The 24,443-nt window shown below is 74.1% G+C and carries 25 protein-coding genes and 1 riboswitch; of the genes, 13 read left to right on the top strand and 12 right to left on the bottom strand.

The window, feature by feature from the left end; translation table 11 throughout:
• Positions 1–26: 26 nt before the first annotated feature.
• A complete protein-coding gene (locus CP967_RS27100; protein ID WP_150490478.1) occupies positions 27–746 on the bottom strand; it encodes a VIT1/CCC1 transporter family protein in 720 nt (239 codons plus the stop codon).
• A gap of 140 nt (positions 747–886) precedes the next feature.
• On the opposite strand from CP967_RS27100, the gene CP967_RS27095 reads away from it, so the two are divergent.
• The 5 genes from CP967_RS27095 (at position 887) to CP967_RS27075 (ending at position 5,678) form a co-directional block, all read left to right on the top strand.
• Positions 887–1,894 (top strand): DEDDh family exonuclease, encoded by a 1,008-nt coding sequence (locus CP967_RS27095; protein WP_150490477.1) that lies wholly within the window; start codon positions 887–889, stop codon positions 1,892–1,894.
• Positions 1,895–1,957: 63 nt separating this feature from the next.
• A complete protein-coding gene (locus CP967_RS27090; RefSeq protein ID WP_073747930.1) occupies positions 1,958–2,191 on the top strand; it encodes a hypothetical protein in 234 nt (77 codons plus the stop codon).
• A gap of 67 nt (positions 2,192–2,258) precedes the next feature.
• Positions 2,259–3,053 (top strand): SURF1 family cytochrome oxidase biogenesis protein, encoded by a 795-nt coding sequence (locus CP967_RS27085; protein ID WP_150490476.1) that lies wholly within the window; start codon positions 2,259–2,261, stop codon positions 3,051–3,053.
• A gap of 71 nt (positions 3,054–3,124) precedes the next feature.
• Positions 3,125–4,918 carry a glycoside hydrolase family 15 protein gene (locus CP967_RS27080; protein ID WP_150490475.1) on the top strand — a complete coding sequence of 598 codons (1,794 nt, stop codon included), beginning with the start codon at positions 3,125–3,127 and terminating at the stop codon, positions 4,916–4,918.
• 4 nt (positions 4,919–4,922) lie between these two features.
• Positions 4,923–5,678, top strand: a complete 756-nt coding sequence (locus tag CP967_RS27075; RefSeq protein ID WP_150490474.1) for an SDR family oxidoreductase — start codon at positions 4,923–4,925, stop codon at positions 5,676–5,678.
• Positions 5,679–5,710: 32 nt separating this feature from the next.
• Here CP967_RS27075 and amaP read toward each other — a convergent pair whose 3' ends face one another.
• The 5 genes from amaP to CP967_RS27050 are packed head-to-tail and all read right to left on the bottom strand — an operon-like array spanning position 5,711 to position 8,062.
• On the bottom strand, positions 5,711–6,289 hold the full coding sequence (amaP, locus tag CP967_RS27070; protein ID WP_150490473.1) for an alkaline shock response membrane anchor protein AmaP: 579 nt from the start codon (positions 6,287–6,289) through the stop codon (positions 5,711–5,713).
• Positions 6,290–6,294: 5 nt separating this feature from the next.
• Positions 6,295–6,993: a DUF6286 domain-containing protein gene (locus CP967_RS27065; RefSeq protein WP_150490472.1), complete on the bottom strand. Its 699-nt coding sequence runs from the start codon at positions 6,991–6,993 to the stop codon at positions 6,295–6,297.
• Positions 6,990–7,346: an Asp23/Gls24 family envelope stress response protein gene (locus CP967_RS27060; RefSeq protein ID WP_150490471.1), complete on the bottom strand. Its 357-nt coding sequence runs from the start codon at positions 7,344–7,346 to the stop codon at positions 6,990–6,992. The genes CP967_RS27065 and CP967_RS27060 overlap by 4 nt, the downstream gene beginning before the upstream one ends.
• The gene (locus tag CP967_RS27055; RefSeq protein ID WP_014045172.1) at positions 7,343–7,534 is read right to left on the bottom strand and encodes a hypothetical protein; all 192 of its coding nucleotides are present in this window, start codon (positions 7,532–7,534) and stop codon (positions 7,343–7,345) included. The genes CP967_RS27060 and CP967_RS27055 overlap by 4 nt, the downstream gene beginning before the upstream one ends.
• 36 nt (positions 7,535–7,570) lie before the next feature.
• On the bottom strand, positions 7,571–8,062 hold the full coding sequence (locus tag CP967_RS27050) for an Asp23/Gls24 family envelope stress response protein (protein WP_150490470.1): 492 nt from the start codon (positions 8,060–8,062) through the stop codon (positions 7,571–7,573).
• A gap of 92 nt (positions 8,063–8,154) precedes the next feature.
• Here CP967_RS27050 and CP967_RS27045 point away from each other — a divergent pair, with 92 nt between their 5' ends.
• Positions 8,155–8,850 (top strand): hypothetical protein, encoded by a 696-nt coding sequence (locus CP967_RS27045; RefSeq protein ID WP_150490469.1) that lies wholly within the window; start codon positions 8,155–8,157, stop codon positions 8,848–8,850.
• Positions 8,851–8,914: 64 nt separating this feature from the next.
• On the opposite strand, the gene CP967_RS27040 is transcribed toward CP967_RS27045, so the two are convergent.
• The 6 genes from CP967_RS27040 to CP967_RS27015 form a co-directional block, all read right to left on the bottom strand.
• On the bottom strand, positions 8,915–9,706 hold the full coding sequence (locus CP967_RS27040; protein ID WP_150490468.1) for an enoyl-CoA hydratase/isomerase family protein: 792 nt from the start codon (positions 9,704–9,706) through the stop codon (positions 8,915–8,917).
• A 152-nt stretch (positions 9,707–9,858) separates the two neighbouring features.
• The gene (locus tag CP967_RS27035) at positions 9,859–10,080 is read right to left on the bottom strand and encodes a helix-turn-helix domain-containing protein (protein ID WP_006123601.1); all 222 of its coding nucleotides are present in this window, start codon (positions 10,078–10,080) and stop codon (positions 9,859–9,861) included.
• A 338-nt stretch (positions 10,081–10,418) separates the two neighbouring features.
• Positions 10,419–12,017, bottom strand: a complete 1,599-nt coding sequence (locus CP967_RS27030) for an ABC-F family ATP-binding cassette domain-containing protein (RefSeq protein ID WP_150490466.1) — start codon at positions 12,015–12,017, stop codon at positions 10,419–10,421.
• Positions 12,018–12,220: 203 nt separating this feature from the next.
• Complete coding sequence (locus CP967_RS27025; RefSeq protein ID WP_150492074.1) at positions 12,221–13,519, bottom strand: hypothetical protein; 1,299 nt, start codon at positions 13,517–13,519, stop codon at positions 12,221–12,223.
• Between the two features lie 185 nt (positions 13,520–13,704).
• Positions 13,705–14,835, bottom strand: coding sequence for an alpha/beta hydrolase (locus tag CP967_RS27020; protein WP_150490465.1), 1,131 nt, complete (start codon positions 14,833–14,835; stop codon positions 13,705–13,707).
• A 95-nt stretch (positions 14,836–14,930) separates the two neighbouring features.
• On the bottom strand, positions 14,931–15,629 hold the full coding sequence (locus CP967_RS27015; protein WP_150490464.1) for a class II aldolase/adducin family protein: 699 nt from the start codon (positions 15,627–15,629) through the stop codon (positions 14,931–14,933).
• A 271-nt stretch (positions 15,630–15,900) separates the two neighbouring features.
• Here CP967_RS27015 and CP967_RS27010 point away from each other — a divergent pair, with 271 nt between their 5' ends.
• From CP967_RS27010 to CP967_RS26980, 7 genes are all read left to right on the top strand, one after another.
• Positions 15,901–17,178, top strand: a complete 1,278-nt coding sequence (locus tag CP967_RS27010) for an inorganic phosphate transporter (RefSeq protein ID WP_150490463.1) — start codon at positions 15,901–15,903, stop codon at positions 17,176–17,178.
• Between the two features lie 12 nt (positions 17,179–17,190).
• The gene (locus CP967_RS27005) at positions 17,191–17,412 is read left to right on the top strand and encodes a hypothetical protein (RefSeq protein ID WP_150490462.1); all 222 of its coding nucleotides are present in this window, start codon (positions 17,191–17,193) and stop codon (positions 17,410–17,412) included.
• 158 nt (positions 17,413–17,570) lie between these two features.
• Positions 17,571–17,698: riboswitch (cobalamin riboswitch) on the top strand.
• 128 nt (positions 17,699–17,826) lie between these two features.
• Complete coding sequence (locus CP967_RS27000; protein WP_150490461.1) at positions 17,827–18,819, top strand: cobalamin biosynthesis protein; 993 nt, start codon at positions 17,827–17,829, stop codon at positions 18,817–18,819.
• Positions 18,816–20,417, top strand: coding sequence for a cobyric acid synthase (locus CP967_RS26995; RefSeq protein ID WP_229888305.1), 1,602 nt, complete (start codon positions 18,816–18,818; stop codon positions 20,415–20,417). Before CP967_RS27000 ends, CP967_RS26995 begins: the two co-directional genes overlap by 4 nt.
• Entirely contained in the window at positions 20,414–22,441 is a 2,028-nt protein-coding gene (locus CP967_RS26990) for a putative cobaltochelatase (protein WP_150490460.1), read from the top strand. The genes CP967_RS26995 and CP967_RS26990 overlap by 4 nt, the downstream gene beginning before the upstream one ends.
• Positions 22,441–23,049, top strand: coding sequence for a cob(I)yrinic acid a,c-diamide adenosyltransferase (gene cobO, locus CP967_RS26985; protein WP_150490459.1), 609 nt, complete (start codon positions 22,441–22,443; stop codon positions 23,047–23,049). The genes CP967_RS26990 and cobO overlap by 1 nt, the downstream gene beginning before the upstream one ends.
• Positions 23,046–24,440, top strand: coding sequence for a cobyrinic acid a,c-diamide synthase CobB (locus CP967_RS26980; RefSeq protein ID WP_150490458.1), 1,395 nt, complete (start codon positions 23,046–23,048; stop codon positions 24,438–24,440). Before cobO ends, CP967_RS26980 begins: the two co-directional genes overlap by 4 nt.
• Positions 24,441–24,443 lie beyond the last annotated feature (3 nt).

Genomic DNA, 24,443 nt, shown 5'->3' with positions numbered 1-24,443 from the left:
CCGGGCGCCCTTTCTGCGCGGAGCCCTCACACCCCGGCCGCCCCCAGCAGCGCCCCCGCCGCATAGGTCACCGCCATCGCCACCGCTCCCCCGCCCATGTTCCGCCCCATCGCCCGTGCCACCGGCGCCGCGCCCAGCCGCGCGCTCCACCAGCCGGTGAGGGCGAGCGCCGCCAGCACCGAGAGGACGGTGACCGGCAGCCGGAGCGGGGCCGGGGGCAGCACGACGGCCAGCAGCGGCAGCAGCGCACCGACGGTGAACGCCAGGAAGCTGGCCCCCGCCGCGTGCCACGGGTTGGTCAGCTCGTCCGGGTCGATGCCCAGCTCCACCTCGGCGTGGGCGCGCAGCGCGTCGCGTTCGGTGAGCTGGAGGGCGGCCTCCCGGGCGACCCGGGGGCTCAGCCCCTTGCCCGCCAGCAGGCCGGTCAGTTCGTCCAGTTCGGCGTCCGGGGTCTCCTTCAGCTCGCGTTCCTCCGTGGCCAGTGCCGCCTTCTCCGAGTCCCGCTGGGTGGAGACCGACACGTATTCGCCGGCGGCCATCGACATGGATCCGGCGAGCAGCCCGGCCAGGCCGGCCGTGAGCAGGGTCCCCCGGTCGCCGGTGGCCCCGGCGACGCCGACGACCAGCCCCGCGGTGGAGACGACGCCGTCGTTGGCGCCGAGGACCGCGGCCCGCAGCCAGTTGAGCCGGGTCCCCAGGCCCCCCTCGTGAGGTTCCTCATGTGTCCGCGCCTGTGTCTCCTTCACACCGGGAGGGTCTCACCGGGCGCCCCGCCGGCGCCGCACGACCCGCTCTCCCCGGCCGTGTCCGGCGTCCGTGGACCCGGACGGCTCCAGGGGCGCCGTACTCCCGGACAAGGGACTGTCGGCCGGGGCCCGTATTCTTTGTGACCATGCTCGACGACCGTCAGACCGCAGCGCCGTGGCCGACCGCCTATCCCCAGGGGTACGCGGTCGTCGACGTGGAGACCACCGGGCTCCGCCGCGACGACCGGATAGTGTCCGCCGCCGTGTACCGTCTGGACGCCCTGGGTGACGTCGAGGACCACTGGTACACCCTGGTCAATCCCGAGCGGGATCCGGGCCCGGTCTGGATCCACGGCCTGACCAGCGAGGCCCTGGAGGGCGCGCCGCTCTTCCCGGAGGTCGCCGCGGAGCTGTCCGAGCGGCTCGACGGCCGGGTGCTCGTCGCCCACAACGCCGCGTTCGACTGGTCGATGCTCGCCCGGGAGTACGCCCGCGCGGCGGTCACCGCGCCGGTGCGGCAGCGGCTGTGCACCATCGCGCTGTCCAAGGAGCTCCGGCTGCCGCTGCCCAACCACAAGCTGGAGTCGCTCGCCGCCCACTTCGGTGTGGTGCAGCAGCGCGCCCACCACGCCCTGGACGACGCCCGGGTGCTGGCCGAGGCGTTCCGGCCGAGCCTGCACGCCGCGGCGGAGAGCGGCCTGCGGCTGCCGTTGCTGGAGTGCCTGCCGCTGACCGAGTGGACCGACTCCCCGGTGGTCCCGCGCGCCGGGTACCGGCCCTCGTACGGCGGGGGCACCTGGCGTGCCTCCCGGAAGCGCCCCGCGTGCCCGTACCCGAACCCCGGCCGGTACCACCCGGACAGGCCGCTGATGCAGGGCATGCGGGTGGCGTTCTCCGGTGACACCTCCGTCGACCGCGAGCTCCTGGAGGACCGCGCCGTGGAGGCCGGGCTCCATGTGGCGACCAGCGTCTCCCGGCTGACGAGCCTGCTGGTCACCAACGACCCGGACGCGGCGACGTCGAAGACGGTGAAGGCGAAGTCGTTCGGCACGCCCGTCCTGGACGAGAGCGCCTTCACCCATCTGCTGCGGGACGTGGCTCCGGCCGAGGGCGTCCGCCTCCCCGCGCCGTCGCCGTCATCGGAGTGAACCGGGGGCGACTCGCCCGGTAGCCGCTCGCCCCTCGCCGCCCGGCGCCCCACCCTGTGGCGCATGGCACGTTGCGAGGTTTGCGGAAACGACTACGGGATGTCCTTCGAGGTGCACGCGCAGGGCGCGGTACACGTCTTCGACTGCTTCTCCTGCGCCATCCACCGCATGGCGCCCATCTGTGAGCACTGCCGGGTCCAGGTCATCGGCCAGGGCGTCGAGGTCGACGGCCACTGGTACTGCGGCGGCCACTGCGCCCGGGCCGAGGGAAGGGCGGGCATCGTGGACAAGGTGTGACGGTCCGTTCCTCCCCAGGACGGACCCTCCGTGCCGCACCCCATGGCCCCGGTTGTACGGTCATGGGGTGTACCGCTTCCTGTTGACCCGGCAGTGGGTGTTCCTCACCCTTCTCGTCCTCGTCCTGATCCCCACGATGGTCGAGCTGGGTTTCTGGCAGTTCCACCGGCACGAACACCGGGTCGAGCAGAACGCGCTGATCGAGAAGAACCTGGAGGCGGACCCGGTCCCGGTCTCCCGGCTCACCTCCCCCGGGCACACCGTCCCGCGCTCGGACTACTGGCGGACGGTCACGGCCACCGGCACCTTCGACACGGACCACGAGGTCGTCGTACGCCGCCGTACCTCCCGTGACGACCGCATCGGTGTCCTGGTCCTGACCCCGCTGGACCTCAAGGGCGGCGGCACCGTCCTGGTCAACCGCGGCTGGATCCCGGCCGCGGCCACCCAGGAGGCCTACCCCGAGGTCCCGGCCCCGCCGGCCGGCGAGGTCACGGTCTCGGGGCGGCTGAAGGCCGACGAGACGACGGGTGCCAGCGGCATCAAGGACCTCCAGGGCCTCCCGGACCGCCAGGTGATGCTCATCAACAGCGCCCAGCAGGCGCATCTCCTCGGCCGTCCGGTCCTCGGCGGGTACCTCGAACTGACCGGGCCGGTGCCGGAGGGCGGCAGCCCCGAGACGATCGCCGCCCCCGACGACGGTTCCATCGGCCCGCACATGGCCTACGCCGTCCAGTGGTGGCTGTTCGCCGCCGCCGTCCCGGTCGGCTGGGTGATCCTCGTACGCCGTGAGAAGCACGACCGCGCGACGGCGGCGGAGGAGTCCGAGGACGCCGGGGAGCCGCAGCCGGCCTCCGCCTGAGGGCCGGGCGCCCCGCCCGCCGTCCGGCGCCCGTTGCTTAGCGGGGGCGCGGTCCGGGAAGACGCCGATACGTGACCCCACGTATCGAGGACTACGCACTCATCGGTGACCTGCAGACCGGTGCGCTCGTCGGCAGGAACGGCTCGGTCGACTGGCTGTGCCTGCCCCGCTTCGACTCCGGCGCGTGTTTCGCGGCGCTGCTGGGCGACGAGGACAACGGCCACTGGCGCATCGCCCCGCGGAGCACCGGATCCACCGGTGTGTGCACCCGGCGCGCCTACGCCGGGGAGTCCCTGGTGCTGGAGACGTACTGGGAGACCGCGACCGGCACGGTCAAGGTCATCGACTTCATGCCGCAGCGGGACAAGGCCCCCGACCTGATGCGCATCGTCGAGGGGGTCAGCGGCAGTGTCGAGATGAGCTCCGTGCTGAGGCTGCGCTTCGACTTCGGCAACATCGTGCCGTGGATGCGCCGCTCCCACGGCCACCGGGTGGCCGTCGCGGGCCCCGATTCCGTCTGGCTGCGCAGCGAGCCGCCGGTCAGGACGTGGGGGCAGCAGTTCAGCACGTGCTCCTCCTTCACGGTGGCGGAGGGCGAGAGCGTGGCGTTCGTCCTCACCTGGCACGCCTCGCACTCCCCCCGCCCGAAGCTGATCGACCCGCACAAGGCGCTGGAGCACACCCTGGCCGACTGGGCGAAGTGGGCGGCCCGGTGCACGTACCGCGGCAGGCACCGGCAGGCCGTGATGCGCTCCCTGATCACCCTCAAGGCCCTCACCTACGCCCCGACCGGCGGCATCGTGGCGGCGCTGACCACCTCCCTGCCGGAGGAGCTCGGCGGCGTACGCAACTGGGACTACCGCTACTGCTGGCTGCGGGACTCCACCCTCACCCTCGGCGCCATGATCGCGGCCGGCTATCTGAAGGAGGCCCGCGCCTGGCGCAACTGGCTGCTGAGAGCCGTCGCCGGGGACCCCTCCGACCTCCAGATCATGTACGGGCTGGCGGGCGAGCGCCGGCTCCCCGAGACGGAGCTGGAGTGGCTCGCCGGTTACGAGTCCTCCCGGCCGGTCCGCACCGGCAACGCCGCCGTGCGGCAGCGCCAGATCGATGTGTACGGCGAGGTCATCGACTCGCTCCGGGTGGCCCGCGAGGCCGGTCTCGACGACAAGCCGCACGCCTGGAACCTCCAGCTCAGCCTGCTCGGCTTCCTGGAGTCGGCCTGGCGCGAACCGGACGAGGGGCTGTGGGAGGTCCGCGGTGAGCGCCGCCACTTCGTGCACTCCAAGGTGATGGCCTGGGTCGCCGCCGACCGCGCCGTGCGCACCCTGGAGGAGAACCCCTCCCTGCCGGGCGACGCCGAGCGGTGGCGGACGATGCGCGACGCCGTGCACGCCGAGGTCTGTGAGCGGGGCTACGACCCCGGGCGCAACACCTTCACCCAGTACTACGGCTCCCGGGAGCTGGACGCCTCCACCCTGCTCATCGTCCGGACCGGTTTCCTGCCGCCCGACGACCCGCGGGTCGCGGGCACGGTCGACGCCGTACGCTCCGAACTCGCCGCCGACGGCCTGGTCCGCCGCTACAGCACCGCGGGCGCCAGTGTGGACGGCCTGCCGGGCGAGGAGGGCGCCTTCGTCGCCTGCTCCTTCTGGCTGGTCGACGCCCTCCTGCGGACGGGCCGCAGGACCGAGGCCGAGGAGCTCTTCGAACGGCTGCTGGAGCTGCGCAACGACGTGGGCCTGCTGGCCGAGGAGTACGACCCGGTGGCGGGGCGCCAGCTGGGCAACTACCCGCAGGCCTTCAGCCACATCGGGCTGGTCAACAGCGCGGTCGACCTCGCGCTGTGGGAGGCGGCAGGATAGGGCCATGGATCTTGGACTGAAGGACCGCGTGTACATCGTCACCGGCGCGAGCCGCGGCCTGGGCCACGCCACCGCGCACGCCCTCGTGGCGGACGGCGCGAAGGTGATCGTCTCCGGCCGGGACGAAGAGAGCGTCTCCCGGGCCGCCGAGGGTCTGGGCCCCGGTGCCGCGGGCGTCGCCGCCGACAACGCCGACCCGGCCTCGGCGCAGCACCTGGTGGACACGGCGAAGGCCCGGTTCGGCCGGCTGGACGGCATCCTCATCAGCGTCGGCGGGCCCGCTCCGGGCTTCCTCGCCGACAACACGGACGACCAGTGGCGGTCCGCCTTCGAGTCGGTCTTCCTCGGCGCGGTACGGCTGGCCCGTACGGCCGCCGCCGCACTGGGCGAGGGCGGCGTCATCGGGTTCGTCCTGTCCGCCTCCGTGTACGAGCCGATCGCCGGGCTGACCGTCTCCAACGGCCTGCGCCCCGGTCTCGCCGGCTTCGCCAAGTCGCTCGCCGACGAGCTGGGCCCGGCCGGCATCCGGGTCGTCGGTGTGCTGCCCTCCCGGATCGACACCGACCGGGTCCGTGAACTGGACGCGCTGTCGGGCGACGCGGAGGCGGCCCGCGCGGCCAACGAGGCGGCGATCCCGCTGCGCCGTTACGGCACCCCCGAGGAGTTCGGGAGGACCGCGGCCTTCCTGCTCTCCCCGGCCGCCTCCTATCTGACGGGCATCATGGTCCCCGTCGACGGCGGCGCCCGGCACGGGTTCTGACCCGGCGGCCCGCACCGGGACGTGCCGGGCCGTCAGCTCACGCGTTCCGCCCGGTGCTTGACCGCACGCAGCCGTACCTCGGCCGGCAGTTCGTCCAGGCCGGCCGAGGTGCGCGCGTGTGCCAGCGCGCCGGCGGACAGTCCGTGCAGCACCCGCTCCGGCACGGCGTGCGGTTCCATCAGGAGCCGGACGCGTGCCCGGGGCGAGCCGCGCCGCCCGGTCAGCCGGACCTTGGCCTCGGACACCCCGTCCAGCGTGTCCGCCTCGTCGCCCAGCGCGTTCTCCAGCGCCTTGCCGCGCAGCAGCGCGCCCTCGCCGTCCCCGCTGTCGACGAGCACCTCGGACAGCCGCCCCCGGCGCAGCTGGGCCAGCAGCCACCACAGGGCGAGCACCACCAGGACGGCCAGGGCGGCGATGACGGCCGGCCACCACCAGCCCTCGTCCCGCCACCGGAGGCGGTCGGCCTCGCTGAGCAGGACGTCGCTCTTCCCGCTGTACGGCCACCAGGACGGCACGGAGACGCCGAGCCCGGTGACGAGCACGCCGCCGCCGAGGACCAGGAGGATCAGCCCGGCCAGCGCGAGCAGGGTCCGGTTGGTCTTTCTGATCACGCGGCTCACCCCTTCTTCTCCGGCCGGCGGACGCGCACGGACAGCCGTGGCGGCCTGGCCAGCCCCAGCTCCGCGATGCCCGCCCCGAGGGCGGTGTCCAGATCCGCCCGTACGTCGTCGAGTTCACGGAAGTGCGAGAGGGCCCGCACCTTCGCCTTGCGGCGTCGCGTCCTCACCCGTACGGAATGCACTCCGGCCACCTCCATCGCCCGGTCGCGCAGCACGAGCGCGGCGGCGTCCCGGTGGAGAGCGGCGCGCACACCGGTGTGCGCGCGGCGCATCGGCAGCAGGGCGCGCAGCCCGGGGGTGAGGGCCAGCACGAGCAGCCAGAGGCCGATGGCGGCGGCGGCCGCCGCCCCGGCGAGCACCCACACGTCGTCGAGGTGGCGGGTCGCCAGCTCGTCGGCGAGGGAGCGCCGCCATCGCATGGCCGGGTGGCCGGCGCGTACCGCGGCGACGTCGTAGAGCAGCAGCCCCGTGCCGGCGAGGAGCAGCAGGGCCACGACGGCGGCGGGGATCCGCCGCCCGGACCGGAAACGGCCCGTCCTGCCGCCGGAGCTTTCCGGCGACAGGACGGGTTCACGGGTCGAGCCGGACCCGGGCCGGTCCGCCGTGAGGCTTCCGGCGCCCTGTCCGGGTGCCGCGCCGGCCTCGGCGGCGGGCAGGTGCCGCGTGGTGTCCTGCGGGTCGTGGGGCTCGCTCATCGGGTGCTTCCTCCCTCCGCCGCGGTGCCTTCTTCGGCGAGGTGCAGCCGTTCGACCCGCACCGCCACTTCGGGCACCTCCATCCCCGCCAGAGCCTTCACCCGCTCGGCCACGCGACGGCGCACCTCGCCGCACCGGCGGCCGATGTCACCGGGATAGCCGAGTTCGAGGCCGATCCGGACCCGGGCGGTGTCCCGGTGGACCGCGACCGTCGCGTGCGGGGGAGCGGCGTCCTTGCCCGGGGCGCCGACGGCCTCCTTCGCCGCCTGCGCGGCGATCTTCGCGACCACCCGGTCGGCGATCCGGGTCCGGCCCCGCTCCGCCGCCGCGACCCGGTCCGTCACCGCCGTCACCGTCGCCGGTCGCCGCGTTCGCGGCTCCGGAAGAAGTCGCCGGGCTCCAGGTCACCGTCCAGGAAGCGGCCGGCCACGAAGCCGACCGCTCCCAGCGCCGCGACCAGCAGGAACGCGCCGAAGCCTCCGAAGTACCCGGCGAAGCCGAGCGCCATGCCGGCGATCAGGCCGACCACAGCCATGCTCATCTGTGCTCCTCAACTGCCTCGGGTCCGGGACGAGGACTACTGCAGACGTGACTCGGATTCGTCCTCGTCGTCGGGATCGTCGGGCAGCTTGACGTCACTGACGGCGATGTTGACCTCGACGACTTCGAGGCCGGTCATGCGCTCGACCGCCGCGATGACGTTCTCCCGTACATCGCCCGCCACGTCGGCGATCGACACGCCGTAGTCGACGACGATCTCCAGATCGAGGGCGGTCTGCGACTCGCCCACCTCCGCCTTGACGCCGCGGGTGACGGACTTGCCGCTGCCTCCGCCCGGGACGCGGTCGCGGACCGCTCCGAACGTCCGGGAGAGGCCGCTGCCCATGGCGTGGACGCCGACGACGTCACGGGCCGCCATTCCGGCGATCTTCTCGACCACCCCGTCCGCGATGGTGGTGCGTCCGCGGCTCGCGGGGTCCGAGCCCCGTTTGCCGAAGGAGGTCTTGCCGCCGTCACCTCCGCCGCTGCCGGGGCTGTCGGGCCGGTTCCGCTGTGGGGTCTCGGTCATCGCGAATCTTCCCTTCGAGCAGGTCGGACTTCTGCTGCCCACAGTAAGTGCGCTTGCCCGGTCCCGCGCCGTGGATACGGCAGGCTGGGGGGATGACAACGGCTGACGGCCCGGACCGGGCCGATCCATGGACCGCGGCGGTACGCCGGAGACTCGGCCTGGGGCGGCTGCTGCCCCTGGGCGGCCCCGAGGACGGGGCGTGGATCGCGGAACGCGCGGCGGCGGCGGTGCTCCGGAGCGCCACCGCGGACACGGGTGCCTTCCTGGAGGAGCTCAGACTCGCGTGGGCCGGCTCCGGGGACTCCCCCGTCTCCGGGCTCCCCGGCCCGCCCGGCGCCCTGCCGCCCGGGCCGCTGCGGATCGAGGGCGCCTTCGCGGCCACCGCCCGGCGTCCGCTCCCGCAGACCGCCGGGGCCCTGCGGGCGGCGCTGCTGACGGCGGCGGCCGGCCGGCTCGGCCTGACCGTCCGGGAGGTGGACCTGCGGGTGACGGATCTGCTGGACGAGGAGCCCGCCCGGCGGGCGGAGGGGCCGGACACGGTCCGCGCCGCCGAGCCGGAAGGGGCCGCCGGGGCTGCCGCCGTCCGGGTGCCGGGGGTGGTGGCGCTGACGCGGGTGCTGGGCAGCGCGGTGCACACCGGCGCGGACCACGTCCGGGTGGAGCTGGCGACGGCCCGGGACCGCCGGGCGCTCGATGTCGCCCGGTCGGTACGCGCCGCGGTGGCCGGGGCCCTGGAGGACGGCACGGCGGTGACCGTACTGGTGACGGCCGTGGTGGACCCTGCATGACCCCGCCCCGGGACCCGTTACCCGCGCGAGGCGGGTGCGGGTCCCGGGGCGGGTGGGGGCCCGGTCAGTCGGTGACGCCCGCCAGGTCACGCAGCCGGCGTCCCTGTGCCGCGCGCTCGGCGGCGCGCTGCTCCTCGTACGTGCGGGAGACCGCGCCGCCGAGCAGGGCCTTGGTCTCCACGACGGCGTCCCGGGGGGCCGCGAGCAGGGCGGCGGCCAGATCGCGGACCGCCTCGTCGAGCTGCCCGGCGGGCACCACGAGGTTGGCGAGACCGGTGCGTTCCGCCTCCTCGGCGTGGACGAACCGGCCGGTCGCGCAGATCTCCAGCGCACGGGCGTAGCCCACCAGGTGCACCAGGGGGTGGGTGCCGGTGAGGTCCGGGACCAGGCCCAGGCTGGTCTCGCGCATGGCGAACTGGACGTCGTCGGCGGCGATCCGCAGGTCGCAGGCGAGGGCCAGCTGGAATCCGGCGCCGATCGCGTGGCCCTGGACGGCCGCGATCGACACGATGTCGTTGCGGCGCCACCAGGTGAAGGCCTCCTGGTACGCGGCGATGGTGGCGTCGAGTTCACGCTCGGAGCCGCGCGCCATGTCGAGGAAGGACGGCTCGCCGTCGAACCCCTCCGGTGTGAACGCCTTCCGGTCGAGCCCCGCGGAGAAGGACGCGCCTTCGCCGCGCAGCACGACGACGCGGACGCTACCGGGCAGCACCCGTCCGGCCTCCGTCAACGCCCGCCACAGAGCGGGAGACTGAGCGTTGCGCTTGGCCGGATTGGTGAGTGTCACCGTGGCGACCGCGTCGTCGACGGTGAGCCGGACACCGTCCTGGTCGAGCACAGGGGCGAGCGAGGTCATGAGGCGCCTCCGGGTCGGGTGCAGTCAGCACTCACTGGTAAGTGACTGAACAGTAACCACCCGGACGGCCCGGGGGCCGACCGGGTGGCCACCCGGTGTTCCGGCGGGCCTTCGGGGCCGGTGGACTCGCCCGCCCCGACCCTCGCACGCCGTCAGGCCGAAGCGGCCTTCTTGCCTCGTGTCGCTCCGCCGCGTCCCCGCAGCGTCACTCCCGATTCACTGAGCATCCGGTGGACGAATCCGTAGGAGCGGCCCGTTTCCTCGGCCAGCGCCCGGATGCTCGCACCGGAGTCGTACTTCTTCTTCAGGTCTGCCGCGAGCTTGTCACGCGCGGCGCCGGTCACCCGGCTGCCCTTCTTCAGAGTCTCGGCCACCCGTGCCTCCTCAAGGAAGTGCGCTCTGGACTTCTCATGATCACCCCTACCGGGCTTCCTGGCCACCCATTCGGCAAGGTCTGTACGACCCGATTCCCTCCCCCGAATCCGGTCATCACAACCGGAATCCCTGATTCCGAAGAGGCTACGGGACCCCGGGCCCCTCCACCCGGAAGAACCGCCAGGTCAGGGCTGTACGGGGGTGGTACACGCACATGGCTGCGCCCGGCAGGTATCTGCCGGGCGCACTACGGGGGTACGAGACGCGCTCACCCAGATGACGGACCGCGTGTGGGCCGAATGATCCAGAGGCGGGGGCCGCCGGGCGGGGCCGGGGGTCAGGCGAGGGCGACCAGGTCCCGGTAGTCGGCACCCCACAGGTCCTCGACGCCGTCCGGCAGGAGGATGATCCGCTCGGGCTGGAGCGCCTCGACCGCGCCTTCGTCGTGGGTGACGAGGACCACCGCGCCCTTGTACGTGCGCAGGGCCCCGAGGATCTCCTCGCGGCTGGCCGGGTCGAGGTTGTTGGTGGGCTCGTCCAGGAGCAGCACGTTGGCGGACGAGACGACCAGTGTCGCCAGCGCCAGCCGGGTCTTCTCACCGCCGGAGAGGACCCCGGCGGGCTTGTCGACGTCGTCCCCGGAGAAGAGGAAGGAGCCGAGGGTCTTGCGGACCTCGACGAGGTCGAGGTCGGGTGCGGCCGAGCGCATGTTCTCCAGGACCGTGCGGTCCGGGTCCAGGGTCTCGTGCTCCTGGGCGTAGTAGCCCAGCTTGAGGCCGTGGCCCTCGATGACCTGGCCGGTGTCGGGCTTCTCGGCTCCGCCGAGGAGGCGCAGCAGCGTGGTCTTGCCCGCACCGTTGAGGCCGAGGATGACGACGCGGGAGCCCTTGTCGATGGCCAGGTCGACGTCGGTGAAGATCTCCAGGGAGCCGTAGGACTTGGAGAGCCCCTCGGCCATCAGCGGGGTCTTGCCGCACGGGGAGGGCTCGGGGAAGCGCAGCTTGGCGACCTTGTCGGAGACCCGGACGGCTTCCAGGCCGGAGAGGAGGCGCTCGGCCCGCTTGGCCATGTTCTGGGCGGCGACGGTCTTGGTGGCCTTGGCGCGCATCTTGTCGGCCTGCGAGTTGAGGGCCGCGGCCTTCTTCTCGGCGTTCTGGCGCTCGCGCTTGCGCCGCTTCTCGTCGGCCTCGCGCTGCTGCTGGTAGAGCTTCCAGCCCATGTTGTAGACGTCGATCTGGGCGCGGTTGGCGTCCAGATAGAACACCTTGTTGACGACGGTCTCCACGAGTTCGACGTCGTGGGAGATGACGATGAAGCCGCCGCGGTAGTTCTTGAGGTAGTCGCGCAGCCAGACGATGGAGTCGGCGTCGAGGTGGTTGGTGGGCTCGTCCAGGAGCAGGGTGTCGGCGTCCGAGAAGAGGATGCGGGCGAGCTCCACGCGGCGGCGCTGACCGCCGGAGAGGGTGTGCAGCGGCTGGCCGAGCACACGGTCCGGCAGGCTCAGGGCGGCGGCGATGGTGGCGGCCTCGGCCTCGGCGGCGTAACCGCCCTTGGTGAGGAACTCCGTCTCCAGGCGCTCGTACCTCTTCATCGCCTTCTCGCGGGTGGCGCCCTTGCCGTTCGCCATCCGGTCCTCGTTCTCCCGCATCTTGCGCAGGATCTCGTCGAGGCCGCGGGCCGAGAGGATCCGGTCGCGGGCCAGGACGTCGAGGTCGCCGGTGCGCGGGTCCTGCGGGAGGTAGCCCACCTCGCCGGAGCTGGTGATGGTGCCGCCCGCCGGGGTGCCCTCGCCGGCGAGGCACTTGGTGAGGGTGGTCTTGCCCGCGCCGTTGCGGCCGACGAGGCCGATGCGGTCGCCCTTGGCGATGCGGAAGGAGGCGGACTCGATGAGGATGCGGGCGCCGGCGCGCAGCTCGATGCCGGAAGCGGTGATCAAGGAAAACTCCAGGGCGGTATGGACGGCGGAAGGACGGTTACGGACTCACGACTCGACGCCGTTCACTCACGCGCTGGAAAAAACGCCATGAGGTCATCCTACCGGCGGTGTCCACCTGGTTTTCCGCGTGCCGCCGGGGCCCGGCACCGCGCGGGCCCCGGCGGCGGCCGCCTCCTGGGACCCGCGCGCGGTGCGCGGGTGCTTCAGACGCCGCCGGTGTGCACCTGGAAGGCCGCGCGCCGGACGGCCTTGGCGAGGGCCGGGTCCGGGTGGGCCGCCGCCAGGGCGACGAGCACCTGGACGGTGCGCGGGTGGCCTATCGCCCGGACCTCGTCCAGCAGGGCGGGGACGGTGCCCTGCACCGCGGAGTCCAGATGGCGGACGAGCAGTCCGGTCTCACCGTGGTCGGCGACGGCCGCGGCGGTGTCGACCCAGAGCCAGGTCGCCTCCTCCCTGCTGAGGACGTCCTGGGCGTCGTCGGGGTCGGCGCCCTCGTACTCGGCGAGCCAGATCAGGGCGTAGGGGCGCAGGGGCGCCTCGGTGAGGACCGAGCGCACGACGGGTTCGGCGGGGGCTCCGACGACGCGGAGCGCCTCGAAGGCGAGACCGCGCAGCAGGGCGTCCTCGCCGCGGGCGACGGCCAGCAGTTCGGCCACGGCGCTGCCGACGGGCCGGGCCGCGAGCCAGGCCCGGTACTCGGCACGGGCCGGTCCGGGGGTGAGCCGGGCGCAGCCGAGCAGCATGTCGGCGGCGGGCTGCTCGATGTTCCCGGCGGGGCTCTGGGCGGCCACGCAGATCTGCTCCAGCTTGACCCAGACCGCCCAGTTGCCGAGGGGGGTCAGGGTGGCGTGGCCGTCGCCCAGGGTCAGGGCGCCGACGGCGGCGAGCCCTTCCAGGGCCCAGTCCAGGAGCAGTGCGTTGAGGTCGCCGGAGGTCTCGGAGGCGGCGGCCCGCTCCTCCCGGGGGCCGTAGGGGACCTCGCAGCGTTCCTCGTGGAGTTCGGCGACGCGCTGGCCGAGCAGGTCCAGGAGGGTGGCGACGGGGACGGGTCCGGCCGAGAGCTGGAGCAGGGACAGGACCTGCGGGACGGCCTCGACGGCCTCGGCCACGGCGGTGGCCTCGATGTCCTCGGGGGCGGGGTGGACCAGCGACCAGGCGTCGAAGAGCGCCACCCAGCCGCGGAGCACCGCCGAGTCGTCCCGGTTCCACGCGCGCAGCCGCCAGCCGGGGCGGGCGGTGTCGCCGTGGAGCTCGATCAGTCCGGCGAGCCGGGCGCGGTCCCAGCCGGCCCGCAGCTGTGCCGGGGAGAGCTCCATCGCGGCCGCGGCCCGTTCCAGGGCCCGGGCGGCGAGGGGGGCGCCCCCCGGGCCGGAGACGTCGGCCGCCCAGCGGGCGATCCGTACGGCGTCGGCGAGCACGGTCCTGGCCTGGCGGGCCAGTTCGGCGGGGGCCGGGGTCCCCTCGGGCGGGCGGGGGGCCGGCCTGGTGCGCCGGGTCGTCACGGCCTTGCGGGCGGTGACCTGGGGTCGCGGGCGGACAAGTCGCAGCCTGGAGTCGCGCGGAGTACGGGACGTCACGGGGAGCAGTCTTGCCTCTGACGGCCCGAAAGCCCAAACGGAGGACGGATCCCGGGTGTGCGGAGGGGGGCCGGGGGCCGTCACCAAACGGGCTGTTCCCTCCCATCACCTCACATCAGGGGCGTGAGAAAGCGCCGGAGGGTCTCCTCGTAGGCGTCCGGTCCGGCGTTCCACATCGCGCCGTGCGGAGCCTGCCGCACCTCGTGCAGGGTGACGAGGTCGGGGCGGAGGGCGGCGAGGTCCCGGGAGGGCTGCCAGGGGGCGAGGGTGTCGTCGGGCCCGTGGAAGACCAGGGTCGGTGCGTGCAGGGCGGCCGGCACCGAGGTGTCGAGGAGCCGGACCCCGTGCAGGCCGGTCTGGCCCTGCGCGGCGCGGACGGCGAGGGGCAGCAGCGCGGCGGGGACGCCGCGGGCAGCGGCCAGGGCGCGCAGGGTGACCTGCCAGTCCATGACCGGGGAGTCCAGGACGAGTCCGCCGATACGGTCGCGGAGCGCCGAGTTGACCGCCGTGTGCAGGGCCATCGACGCGCCGGTGGACCAGCCGTGGACGACGACGGACCTGGCCCCGCGGCGCACCGCGTAACGGATGGCCGCGTCCAGGTCGCGCCATTCGGACGCGCCGAGGTGGGCGAGGCCGTCGGGCGAGCGGGGAGCGCCGTCGTCGCCCCGGTAGGCCAGGTCCAGGACGGGGAGCTGCTGGGAGCGCAGGAAGGGCAGCACGTTCAGCGGGTGCTCCCGGGTGGTGCCGAGGCCGTGCACGGTGATCACCCAGGTGTCGCGGTCGCCGGGGACGAACCAGGCGGGCAGGATGCCCAGCTCCCCGGGGATCTCGACGTCCTCGTAGGCGATGCCCACGGCGTCGAGCGGGTCCCCGTGGTGGAGCTGCGGGGTCATGCGGACCTTGGCGCCGGGTTCCAGGCTGCCGCGGGTGACGCGTTCCAGTCGGCGTACGACGGTGTCGGCGGAGCCGTCCGGGCCGTGTTCGAGGACCGGGCCGACGACGGCGTGGACGTCCCGCCCGGCCAGCCCGTAGGTACCGGGGCGCAGGGCGGCGAAGGAGCGGGTCAGGGTGACCTGCCCGGCGGCCGTGGCGTGCACGGTGAGCCTGCGGTCTCCGGGGAGGGGGTGCGGCGTACCGGCCCCGAGGGCGGCGTCGCTGGCGTACCGGCCGGCCGCGACCGCAGCCGTGCCGATGCCGAGGATCGTGGTGACGGCCGCTGCCGTCGCTTTTGCCGGGCGCATCGCCTCAGTCTCGCGGGCGCCGGACGGCGTTGCCAGCGGACACGGCCGTTGGGGACCCGCCGGACGGGCCGCTTCGCGGCCGCGGCCCCGGGGGGTCAGCCGCGCTGGCCGTAGTCCTTGAGGGCCTCCTGCACGTCGTGCAGCTGGGCGGGGGTGAGCAGGGAGGGGCTGCGGCCCGGCACGGAGGCGGCGGTGAGCCAGAGCCGGCACATCCACTCCAGCTGGGCGGTGCGCTCGTACGCCTGGTCGAGGGTGTCTCCGTAGGTGACCGTCCCGTGGTTGCGCAGGAGGCATCCGGTGCGGTCGCGGAGGGCTTCGAGCATGTGGGCGGCGAGTTCCGCGGTGCCGTAGCGGGCGTAGGGGGCGGTGCGGACGGTGCCGCCGAGCAGGGCGGTGACGTAGTGGACCGGCGGGACCTCGTCGAGGAGGGTGGAGACGGCGGTGGCGTGCACCGCGTGGGTGTGGACGACGGCGGTCGCGGAGGTGTGCCGGTAGACGGCGAGGTGGAGGGGGACCTCGCTGGTCGGGGCCAGCGTGCCGAGGACCTGGCGGCCTTCGAGGTCGACGCCGACCGCGTCGCCGGGGCCGAGCCGGTCGTAGGGGACACCGCTGGGTGTGACCAGCACGACCGGGCCGACGCGTGCGGAGACGTTGCCCGAGGTGCCGACGACCAGCCCTTCGGCGGCCGTCCTGCGGGCCGTCGCCACGACCTCGCTCCAGGCCCGTCCGACGGCGTCCCCGCCGGCCGCCCCCAGCCCTCCGTCAACCGCGTCGCCCGCCACGCCGTCACTCATGAGGGGGAATCCTAACGACCTCTCGCGAAGCGGGCCGGGTGAGCTGCCTCACGGCTTCGGACGCTCCGCCCCGCCGGGGCCAAGAGTTCGCCAAAGCCCGGTAAAGGCTTGCGCCACCGCCGCCCCGGGAGGGTGCCGTGACCTCGGGAGGGCTCAAACGGAATGTCCGCACACGCTTGGGGTCACCGCAGCGCCCTGCCCAGTTCATCTTCCGTTCACCCAGCATGCTTACGTTCAAACTGCCAATGACGTCGAACGATTGCCTGGGTAAATGGAACACATCACGCTGCTGCTTGCGATCGTGGTCGTAACAGCTCTCGTGTTCGATTTCACGAACGGTTTCCATGACACCGCCAACGCGATGGCGACCACCATCTCGACCGGCGCTCTCAAGCCCAAGACCGCGGTGGCCATGTCCGCCGTTCTCAACCTGGTAGGCGCGTTCCTGTCGGTGGAGGTCGCCAGGACGATCTCCGGCGGGATCGTCGACGAGGACGGCCTCAGAACCGAGGTCATCTTCGCGGCGCTCGTCGGCGCCATCCTGTGGAATCTGCTGACCTGGCTGGTCGGCCTGCCCTCCAGTTCCTCCCACGCGCTCTTCGGCGGTCTGATCGGCGCCGCGGTGATGTCGGCCGGCTGGTCCTCGATCAACGGCGGCACCGTCGTCACCAAGGTGCTGCTGCCGGCGCTCGCCGCTCCCCTCGTCGCCGGTGTGGCCGCGTTGCTGGCCACGCGGCTGACGTACCGGATCAACCGGAAGATCACCGACGAGGAGCAGCTGAAGTCGACGGCCAAGGGCTACCGCGTGGGGCAGATCGCCTCGGCGGGCCTGGTCTCGCTGGCCCACGGCACCAACGACGCCCAGAAGACGATGGGCATCATCACCCTGGCACTGGTCACCGGCGGGGTGCTCGCCCCGGGCTCCAACCCGCCGGTCTGGGTCATCGCGTCGGCCGGTATCGCCATCGCGCTGGGCACCTACCTCGGCGGCTGGCGCATCATCCGCACCATGGGCAGCGGTCTGACCGACCTGAAGCCGCCGCAGGGCTTCGCCGCCCAGACCAGTGCGGCCACGGTCATCCTGGCCTCCTCCCACCTCGGTTTCTCCCTCTCCACCACGCAGTCCTGCTCCGGTGCGGTGATGGGTGCCGGTCTCGGACGCCAGGGCGGCACGGTCCGCTGGTCCACCGCGACCCGGATGTTCGTCGCCTGGGGTCTGACGCTGCCGGCCGCCGGTCTGGTCGGCGCGGGCGCGGAGCTCCTGACCAAGCAGGGCAGCTGGGGCGTCGCCGTCGTGGCCGTGCTGCTCGTCGCGGGCTCCGGTGCCATCTGGCTGCTGTCGCGGCGCAAGCCGGTCGACCACACCAACGTCACCGCGAGCGAGGACGACGGCTTCGCCGCCGAGCCCGCGGGCGTCGTCACCACCGCCATCGCGGCGGTCAGCCCGCCGCCCACCGACGCCGCGGTCGCCGACCTCAAGGCCACCATCCCGGCCCCGCCCCCCACCGCCGAGATCCCGGCCGACCCGGCCCGTCCGGCCACGGTGTAAGGAAAGATCCGTATGAACATCGACTGGGCAGCTCTCGGCTCCGTCTTCGGAGTCAGTCTCGTGGTCACCGTCGCCCTGGTGGGCCTGTTCACCCTCGGCATCGTCGGCCTCGCCAAGCAGGCGTCGGCCACGCGCGACGGCGGGCCGGCGGCACTGGTCCGCACCGGGGCGTACGCCTGCTTCGCCCTGTGCGTGGCAGCCGTCGCCTACGGGATCTATCTGATCGTCGCCTGACGGTCCCCCGCCCCTTGTCTCCGCACGGGCCCGTACGCACCTGAGGTGCGTACGGGCCCGTGTGCGTCTGCCCACGCCACGGCCTCGCAGGTCAGCGCCGGGTTGACGGGCGCTCACGGGGCGTGGTGGACTGCCGGAGCCATTTACGGCGACAGGAGAGGAAGCCGGTGCGAATCCGGCGCGGTCCCGCCACTGTCACCGGGGAGCACTCCCCCACACGGAAGTCACGGCCCGCCACCGCGGGCTGGAAGGCCGGGGGAAGCGCGGATCCGGAAGCCAGGAGACTCTCGTCGCCGTCACGTCGAACCAGGGCGCGGACCCTGAGTGAGGACATCTGCCATGCCCGGCCGCCGTGCGCCGTTCCCCCCGCCCCCCGTGACGCCGTCCCTCCGAGGCGCGACGGCGGGCTGATCCGTGCGAGCCGACCGCATCTTCGCGTACGGCGCCACCGCCGGCCTGATCGGTGACCTGCTGCTCGGTGACCCCCGGCGGGGCCACCCGGTCGCCGCCTTCGGGCGGGCCGCCGCGGGCGTCGAGAAGCGGCTGTGGCGCGATCACCGCGGCGCCGGTGCCCTGCACACGCTGCTGTGCGCCGGGGGCACCGTGGGCGCCGCGGCGCTCGCCGCCCGCGCCGTGCGCGGCCGTCCCGCCGCGGCTGTGGCGCTGACCGCCGTGACCGCCTGGTCCGTCGTCGGGGGCACCTCGCTGGGCCGTGAGGCCCGGGCCGTCGGGGACGCGCTCACCGCCGGTGACCTGGACCTGGCCCGGGAGCGGCTGCCGCGCCTGTGCGGCCGGGACCCGCAGGCGCTGGACGGGCCGCAGATCGCGCGTGCGGTGGTGGAGTCCGTCGCCGAGAACACCTCCGACGCCGTGGTGGGCGCCCTGGTCTGGGGCGCCCTGGGCGGGGTGCCGGGGCTGGCCGGTTTCCGGGCGGTGAACACCCTGGACGCGATGGTCGGCCACCGGTCGCCGCGGTACCGGCGGTACGGCTGGGCCTCGGCCCGTCTCGACGACCTGGCCGGCTGGCCCGGCGCCCGGCTCACCGCCGCGCTCGCCGTGGCCGCGGGCGGGCGCCCCCGTGCGGCGGTACGCGCCTGGCGGGCGGACGCCGGTCTCCATCCGAGCCCCAACGCGGGCCCGGTCGAGGCGGCTTTCGCGGGTGCGCTCGGCGTACGGCTGGGCGGGACGCTGGCGTACGGCGGGCGGGTCGAGCACCGGCCGGTGCTGAACGGGGAGGCCGGGCGTGAGGTCCGGGTGGCGGATGTCGAACGCGCGGTGCGGCTGTCGCGCCGGGTGGGTGCGCTGGCCCTGGGGGTGTGTGTGGCCGGGCGGCTCGCGGTGGGATACATGACCGCGCGCCCGGGGAGGGTACGGGCGCGCACGGCGGCGGGGAAGGAGCGGACATGAGTGGCGGACTGCTGGTCGCGGGGACCACGTCGGACGCGGGCAAGAGTGTGGTGACGGCGGGCATCTGCCGGTGGCTGGTGCGCCGGGGGGTGAAGGTCGCCCCGTTCAAGGCGCAGAACATGTCGCTGAACTCCTTCGTCACCCATGAGGGCGCGGAGATCGGCCGCGCCCAGGCGATGCAGGCGCAGGCCGCCCGGGTGGAGCCGACGGTGCTGATGAACCCGGTGCTGCTGAAGCCCGGCGGGGACCGGTCCAGCCAGGTGGTGCTGATGGGGAAGCCCGTCGGGGAGATGAGCGCGCGCGGCTATCACGGGGGCCACCAGGAGTCGCTGTTCGGGACGGTCGTGGAGTGCCTGGAGCAGCTGCGGAGCACGTACGACGCGGTGATCTGCGAGGGCGCGGGGTCACCGGCGGAGATCAACCTGCGGCGTACGGACATCGTGAACATGGGGATCGCGCGGGCCGCCCGCTTCCCGGTGCTGGTGGTCGGGGACATCGACCGGGGCGGGGTGTTCGCCTCGTTCTTCGGGACGACGGCGCTGCTGGATCCCGAGGACCAGGCCCTGGTCGCCGGGTACCTCGTCAACAAGTTCCGGGGGGACGTCTCGCTGCTGGAGCCCGGCCTGGACATGCTGCGTGAGCTGACCGGGCGGCGGACGTACGGGGTGCTGCCGTTCGCCCACGGGCTGGGCATCGACGAGGAGGACGGGCTGCGGGTGTCGCTGCGCGGCGCGGTGCGCGAGTCGGTGGTGGCGCCGCCGGTCGGCGAGGAGGTGCTGCGGGTCGCGGTGTGCGCGGTCCCGCTGATGTCGAACTTCACCGATGTGGACGCGCTGGCCGCCGAGCCGGGTGTGGTGGTGCGGTTCGTGGACCGGGCGGAGGAGCTCGCCGACGCGGACCTGGTGGTGGTGCCGGGCACCCGGGGCACGGTGAAGGCGCTGGCCTGGCTGCGGGAGCGGGGGCTGGCCGGCGCCCTGGCGCGGCGGGCCGCGGAGGGGCGCCCGGTGCTGGGTGTCTGCGGGGGCTTCCAGGTGCTGGGCGAGAGCATCGAGGACGACGTGGAGTCGAAGGCCGGGCTGGTCGAGGGGCTCGGGCTGCTGCCGGTACGGATCCGTTTCGGCCGGGAGAAGGTGCTGGCCCGGCCGGTGGGATCGGCGCTCGGCGAGACGGTGGAGGGATACGAGATCCATCACGGCCTCGCCGACGTGCGGGGCGGTGAGCCCTTCCTGGACGGGTGCCGGGTGGGATCCGTGTGGGGGACGCACTGGCACGGGTCGCTGGAGAGCGACGGTTTCCGGCGGGCGTTCCTGACGGAGGTGGCGCGGGTGGCGGGACGCCGGTTCGCGGTGGCCCCGGACACGTGTTTCGCGGCGCTGCGGGAGGAGCAATTGGACCGGCTGGGCGACCTGGTGGAGCGGTACGCCGACACGGACGCGCTGTGGCGGCTGATCGACACGGGGGCGCCGGCGGGACTGCCGTTCGTCCCGCCGGGGGCGCCGGGAACCGGACCGGACGGGCCCGGACAGGCGGCCCGGGACACGGGGGCCGGGCCGGGGCACGCCGTGACACAAGCGCACACGACCGAGGAGGCACCGTGAGTACGCCCTATCCCTTCACCGCGATCGTCGGGCAGGACGATCTGCGGCTCGGGCTCCTGCTCAACGCCGTCAGTCCCGCCGTCGGCGGGGTCCTCGTACGCGGGGAGAAGGGCACCGCCAAGTCCACCGCCGTACGGGCGCTCGCCGCGCTGATGCCCCGGGTGTCCGTGGTGGCCGGGTGCCGCTTCTCGTGCGATCCCGCGGCGCCCGATCCGGCGTGTCCGGACGGGCCCCACGAGAACGGTCCCGGTGTGCCGCGGGCCGCGCGGACCGTGGAGCTGCCGGTCGGCGCGTCGGAGGACCGGCTCGTGGGGGCGCTCGACATCGAGCGGGCCCTCTCGGAGGGCGTGAAGGCCTTCGAGCCGGGTCTGCTGGCCGACGCGCACCGCGGGATCCTGTACGTCGACGAGGTCAACCTCCTCCACGACCATCTGGTGGACCTGCTGCTGGACGCCGCGGCCATGGGTGCTTCGTATGTGGAGCGCGAGGGTGTCTCCGTACGGCACGCGGCGCGGTTCCTGCTGGTCGGGACGATGAATCCCGAGGAGGGCGAACTGCGGCCGCAGTTGCTGGACCGGTTCGGGCTGACCGTCGAGGTGGCGGCGTCGCGGGACACCGGTGAGCGGGTGGAGGTCGTGCGGCGGCGGCTGGCCTATGACGACGACCCGGCCGGTTTCGCGGCGCGCTGGGCCGAGGAGGAGGAGGCGCTGCGGGAGCGGATCGCCGCCGCGCGCCTCCTGCTGCCCGGGGTGGTGCTGGGCGACGGTGTGCTGCGGCAGATCGCGGCCACGTGCGCGGCCTTCGAGGTCGACGGGATGCGGGCCGACATCGTGATGGCCCGTACGGCGACCGCGCTGGCGGCATGGGCGGGGCGCGCCGAGGTGACCGGGGAGGACGTGCGGCAGGCCGCCCTGCTCGCGCTCCCCCACCGGCGGCGGCGCAATCCCTTCGACGCTCCGGGGCTGGACGAGGAGAAGCTGGACGACGCGCTCCGGGACGCGGAGGGCGGTCCGGACGGCGACGGCGACGGTGACGGGGGCGGTGACGGTCCGGGGCCCGGTGGCGGCGGGGGGCTGCCCTCGCAGGGCGGCGGCCCCGACGCCCCGGACCGGGGCGAGGACGCGGGCGGCGACGGGCCGGAGCCCGCGCCGGCCGCGGGGAGCGGTGGCGCGGGCGGCGCGGGTGCGGAGCAACGGCCGGTCGGGGCGTCGGAGCCGTTCCGGACGAGGATGCTCAGCGTGCCGGGTCTGGGCGAGGGCACGGCCGGGCGCCGTTCGCGGGCCCGGACCGAGCACGGGCGGACCACGGGGGCGCGGCGGCCGGAGGGCGCGCTGACGAAGCTGCACCTGGCGGCGACCGTACGGGCGGCGGCCCCGCACCAGCGGGCGCGCGGGCGGTCCGGGCGCGGGCTGGTGGTGCGCCGGGACGATCTGCGGCAGGCGGCGCGGGAGGGGCGCGAGGGCAACCTGGTGCTGTTCGTGGTGGACGCCTCGGGGTCGATGGCCGCCCGTAGGCGGATGGGCGCGGTGAAGGGTGCCGTGCTGTCGCTGCTGCTGGACGCCTACCAGCGGCGGGACAAGGTGGGGCTGGTGACCTTCCGGGGCACCGGTGCCGAGGTGGCGCTGCCGCCGACCTCGTCGGTGGACGCGGCGGCGGCGCGGCTGGAGTCGCTGCCGACGGGCGGGCGTACCCCGCTGGCGGCCGGACTGCTGAGGGCGCACGACGTGCTGCGGGTGGAGCGGCTGCGGGACCCCTCGCGGCGGCCGCTGCTGGTGGTGGTGACGGACGGGCGGGCGACCGGTGGTCCGGAGCCGGTGGCGCTGGCGGCGCGGGCGGGCCGGCTGCACGCGGCCGAGGGCACCGCTTCGGTGGTGGTGGACTGCGAGACGGGTGTCGTACGCCTGGGGCTCGCCGCACAGCTCGCCCGGGATCTGGGAGGGACCGCCGTCACGCTCGACGAGTTGCGGGCCGACTCGATCGCCGGGCTGGTCAAGGACGTCACTGCAGCGGGGAGGGCCGCGTAATGCCACAGGGACAGCCGGTTTCGATACCGGACGACGGACTGACGACACGTCAGCGGCGCAACCGGCCGCTGCTGTTCGTCCATACGGGAACAGGCAAGGGGAAGTCGACGGCGGCGTTCGGGCTCGCGTTGCGGGCGTGGAACCAGGGCTGGCCGATCGGGGTGTTCCAGTTCGTGAAGTCGGCGAAGTGGAAGGTCGGCGAGGAGAACGCGCTGAAGGTCCTCGGGGCGAGCGGTGAGGGCGGGACGGTCGCCTGGCACAAGATGGGCGAGGGCTGGTCGTGGGTCCAGCGGGGCCTGCACGGTGACAACACCGACAACGAGGAGAAGGCCCGGGAGGGCTGGGAGCAGGTCAAGCGCGACCTGGCCGCGGAGACGTACAGGCTGTACGTGCTCGACGAGTTCGCCTATCCGATGCACTGGGGCTGGATCGACACCGACGAGGTGGTCGAGGTGATGCGGAACCGTCCGGGCACCCAGCACGTGGTGATCACCGGGCGCAACGCGCCCGCGAAACTGGTCGGGGCCGCCGACCTGGTGACCGACATGTCGAAGGTCAAGCACCCGATGGACGCCGGCCAGAAGGGCCAGAGGGGCATCGAGTGGTGAGTGGCTGCGGTGTCCCCCGCCTGGTCGTCGCGGCCCCGGCTTCGAACAGCGGGAAGACGACGGTCGCCACGGGGCTGATGGCGGCGTTCGCGGGGCGGGGGCTCGCCGTGTCCCCGCACAAGGTGGGCCCCGACTACATCGACCCCGGGTACCACGCGCTGGCCACCGGCCGTCCGGGGCGCAACCTCGACGCGTACATGTGCGGGCCGGAGCTGATCGCGCCGCTGTTCGGGCACGGCGCGGCCGGCTGCGACCTGGCGGTCGTCGAGGGGGTGATGGGGCTGTACGACGGGGCTTCCGGGGAGGGCGAACTCGCGTCCACCGCGCATGTGGCGAAGCTGCTGCGGGCGCCCGTGGTGCTCGTGGTCGACGCCTCGTCGCAGTCCCGTTCGGTGGCCGCGCTGGTGCATGGTTTCGCGTCCTGGGACCCGGAGGTGCGGATCGGCGGGGTGATCCTCAACAAGGTGGGCTCCGACCGTCATGAGGCGCTGCTGCGGGAGGCCCTGGACGAGACGGGCCTGCCGGTGCTGGGTGCGCTGCGGCGGGCTCCGCAGGTGGCGACGCCGTCCCGGCACCTGGGCCTGGTCCCGGTGGCGGAGCGGCAGGCCGACGCGGTGGGCGCCGTCGCGGCGATGGCGGAGCGGGTACGGGCGGGGTGCGATCTGGAGGCGCTGCTGGCGCTGGCCCGTTCGGCGCCCGCGCTGCCCGGGGAGGCGTGGACGCCCGGACGCCCGGTGGCGGGCGGGGAGTCCGCGCGGCCGGCGGGCCGTGGGGGGCCGGTGCGGCCGGTGGTGGCCGTGGCGGGTGGTGCGGCGTTCACCTTCGCGTACGCCGAGCACGCGGAGCTGCTGACGGCCGCCGGTGCGGAGGTCGTCGTCTTCGATCCGCTGCGGGACGAGAAGCTGCCCGCCGGGACGGCGGGCCTGGTGGTCGGCGGCGGGTTCCCGGAGGTGTACGCCCCGGAGCTGTCGTCGAACGAGCCGTTGCGCGGGGCGGTCACCGAGCTGGCCTCGGCCGGCGCTCCGGTCGCGGCGGAGTGCGCGGGGCTGCTGTACCTGTCACGTGAGCTGGACGGGCGGCCGATGTGCGGGGTGCTGGACGCCTCGGCCCGGATGTCGGAGCGGCTGACGCTCGGCTACCGGTCGGCGGTGGCGGTGACGGACAGCGTGCTGGCCGGTGCCGGTACCCGGCTGCGGGGGCACGAGTTCCACCGGACGGTGCTGGAGCCGGGGGCCGGGGACACACCGGCGTGGGGCCTGCACCGGCCGGAGCGGCGGGTGGAGGGCTTCGTACAGCGCGGTGTGCACGCCAGTTATGTGCATACGCACTGGGCGGGGGCGCCCGGGGTCGCCGGGCGTTTCGTGGAGCATTGCCGCCGATGGGCGCGGTGACTC

Origin of the sequence: Streptomyces nitrosporeus (assembly GCF_008704555.1) — a bacterium.
In the GTDB taxonomy this organism is placed as follows: Bacteria; Actinomycetota; Actinomycetes; order Streptomycetales; family Streptomycetaceae; genus Streptomyces; species Streptomyces nitrosporeus.
The sequence above is the reverse complement of the archived record's forward strand: the minus strand, read 5'-3'. Positions and strand labels throughout refer to the sequence as shown.

Excerpts from the sequence above, each read along its gene's own strand:
- CP967_RS27090 (WP_073747930.1), top strand. The coding sequence starts at position 1,958 with ATGGCACGTTGCGAGGTTTGCGGAAACGACTACGGGATGTCCTTCGAG.
- CP967_RS27075 (WP_150490474.1), top strand. The coding sequence starts at position 4,923 with ATGGATCTTGGACTGAAGGACCGCGTGTACATCGTCACCGGCGCGAGC.
- CP967_RS27065 (WP_150490472.1), bottom strand. The coding sequence starts at position 6,993 with ATGAGCGAGCCCCACGACCCGCAGGACACCACGCGGCACCTGCCCGCC.
- CP967_RS27055 (WP_014045172.1), bottom strand. The coding sequence starts at position 7,534 with ATGAGCATGGCTGTGGTCGGCCTGATCGCCGGCATGGCGCTCGGCTTC.
- CP967_RS27050 (WP_150490470.1), bottom strand. The coding sequence starts at position 8,062 with ATGACCGAGACCCCACAGCGGAACCGGCCCGACAGCCCCGGCAGCGGC.
- CP967_RS27045 (WP_150490469.1), top strand. The coding sequence starts at position 8,155 with ATGACAACGGCTGACGGCCCGGACCGGGCCGATCCATGGACCGCGGCG.
- CP967_RS27040 (WP_150490468.1), bottom strand. The coding sequence starts at position 9,706 with ATGACCTCGCTCGCCCCTGTGCTCGACCAGGACGGTGTCCGGCTCACC.
- CP967_RS27020 (WP_150490465.1), bottom strand. The coding sequence starts at position 14,835 with ATGCGCCCGGCAAAAGCGACGGCAGCGGCCGTCACCACGATCCTCGGC.
- CP967_RS27015 (WP_150490464.1), bottom strand. The coding sequence starts at position 15,629 with ATGAGTGACGGCGTGGCGGGCGACGCGGTTGACGGAGGGCTGGGGGCG.
- CP967_RS27010 (WP_150490463.1), top strand. The coding sequence starts at position 15,901 with ATGGAACACATCACGCTGCTGCTTGCGATCGTGGTCGTAACAGCTCTC.
- CP967_RS27005 (WP_150490462.1), top strand. The coding sequence starts at position 17,191 with ATGAACATCGACTGGGCAGCTCTCGGCTCCGTCTTCGGAGTCAGTCTC.
- CP967_RS26995 (WP_229888305.1), top strand. The coding sequence starts at position 18,816 with ATGAGTGGCGGACTGCTGGTCGCGGGGACCACGTCGGACGCGGGCAAG.
- cobO (WP_150490459.1), top strand. The coding sequence starts at position 22,441 with ATGCCACAGGGACAGCCGGTTTCGATACCGGACGACGGACTGACGACA.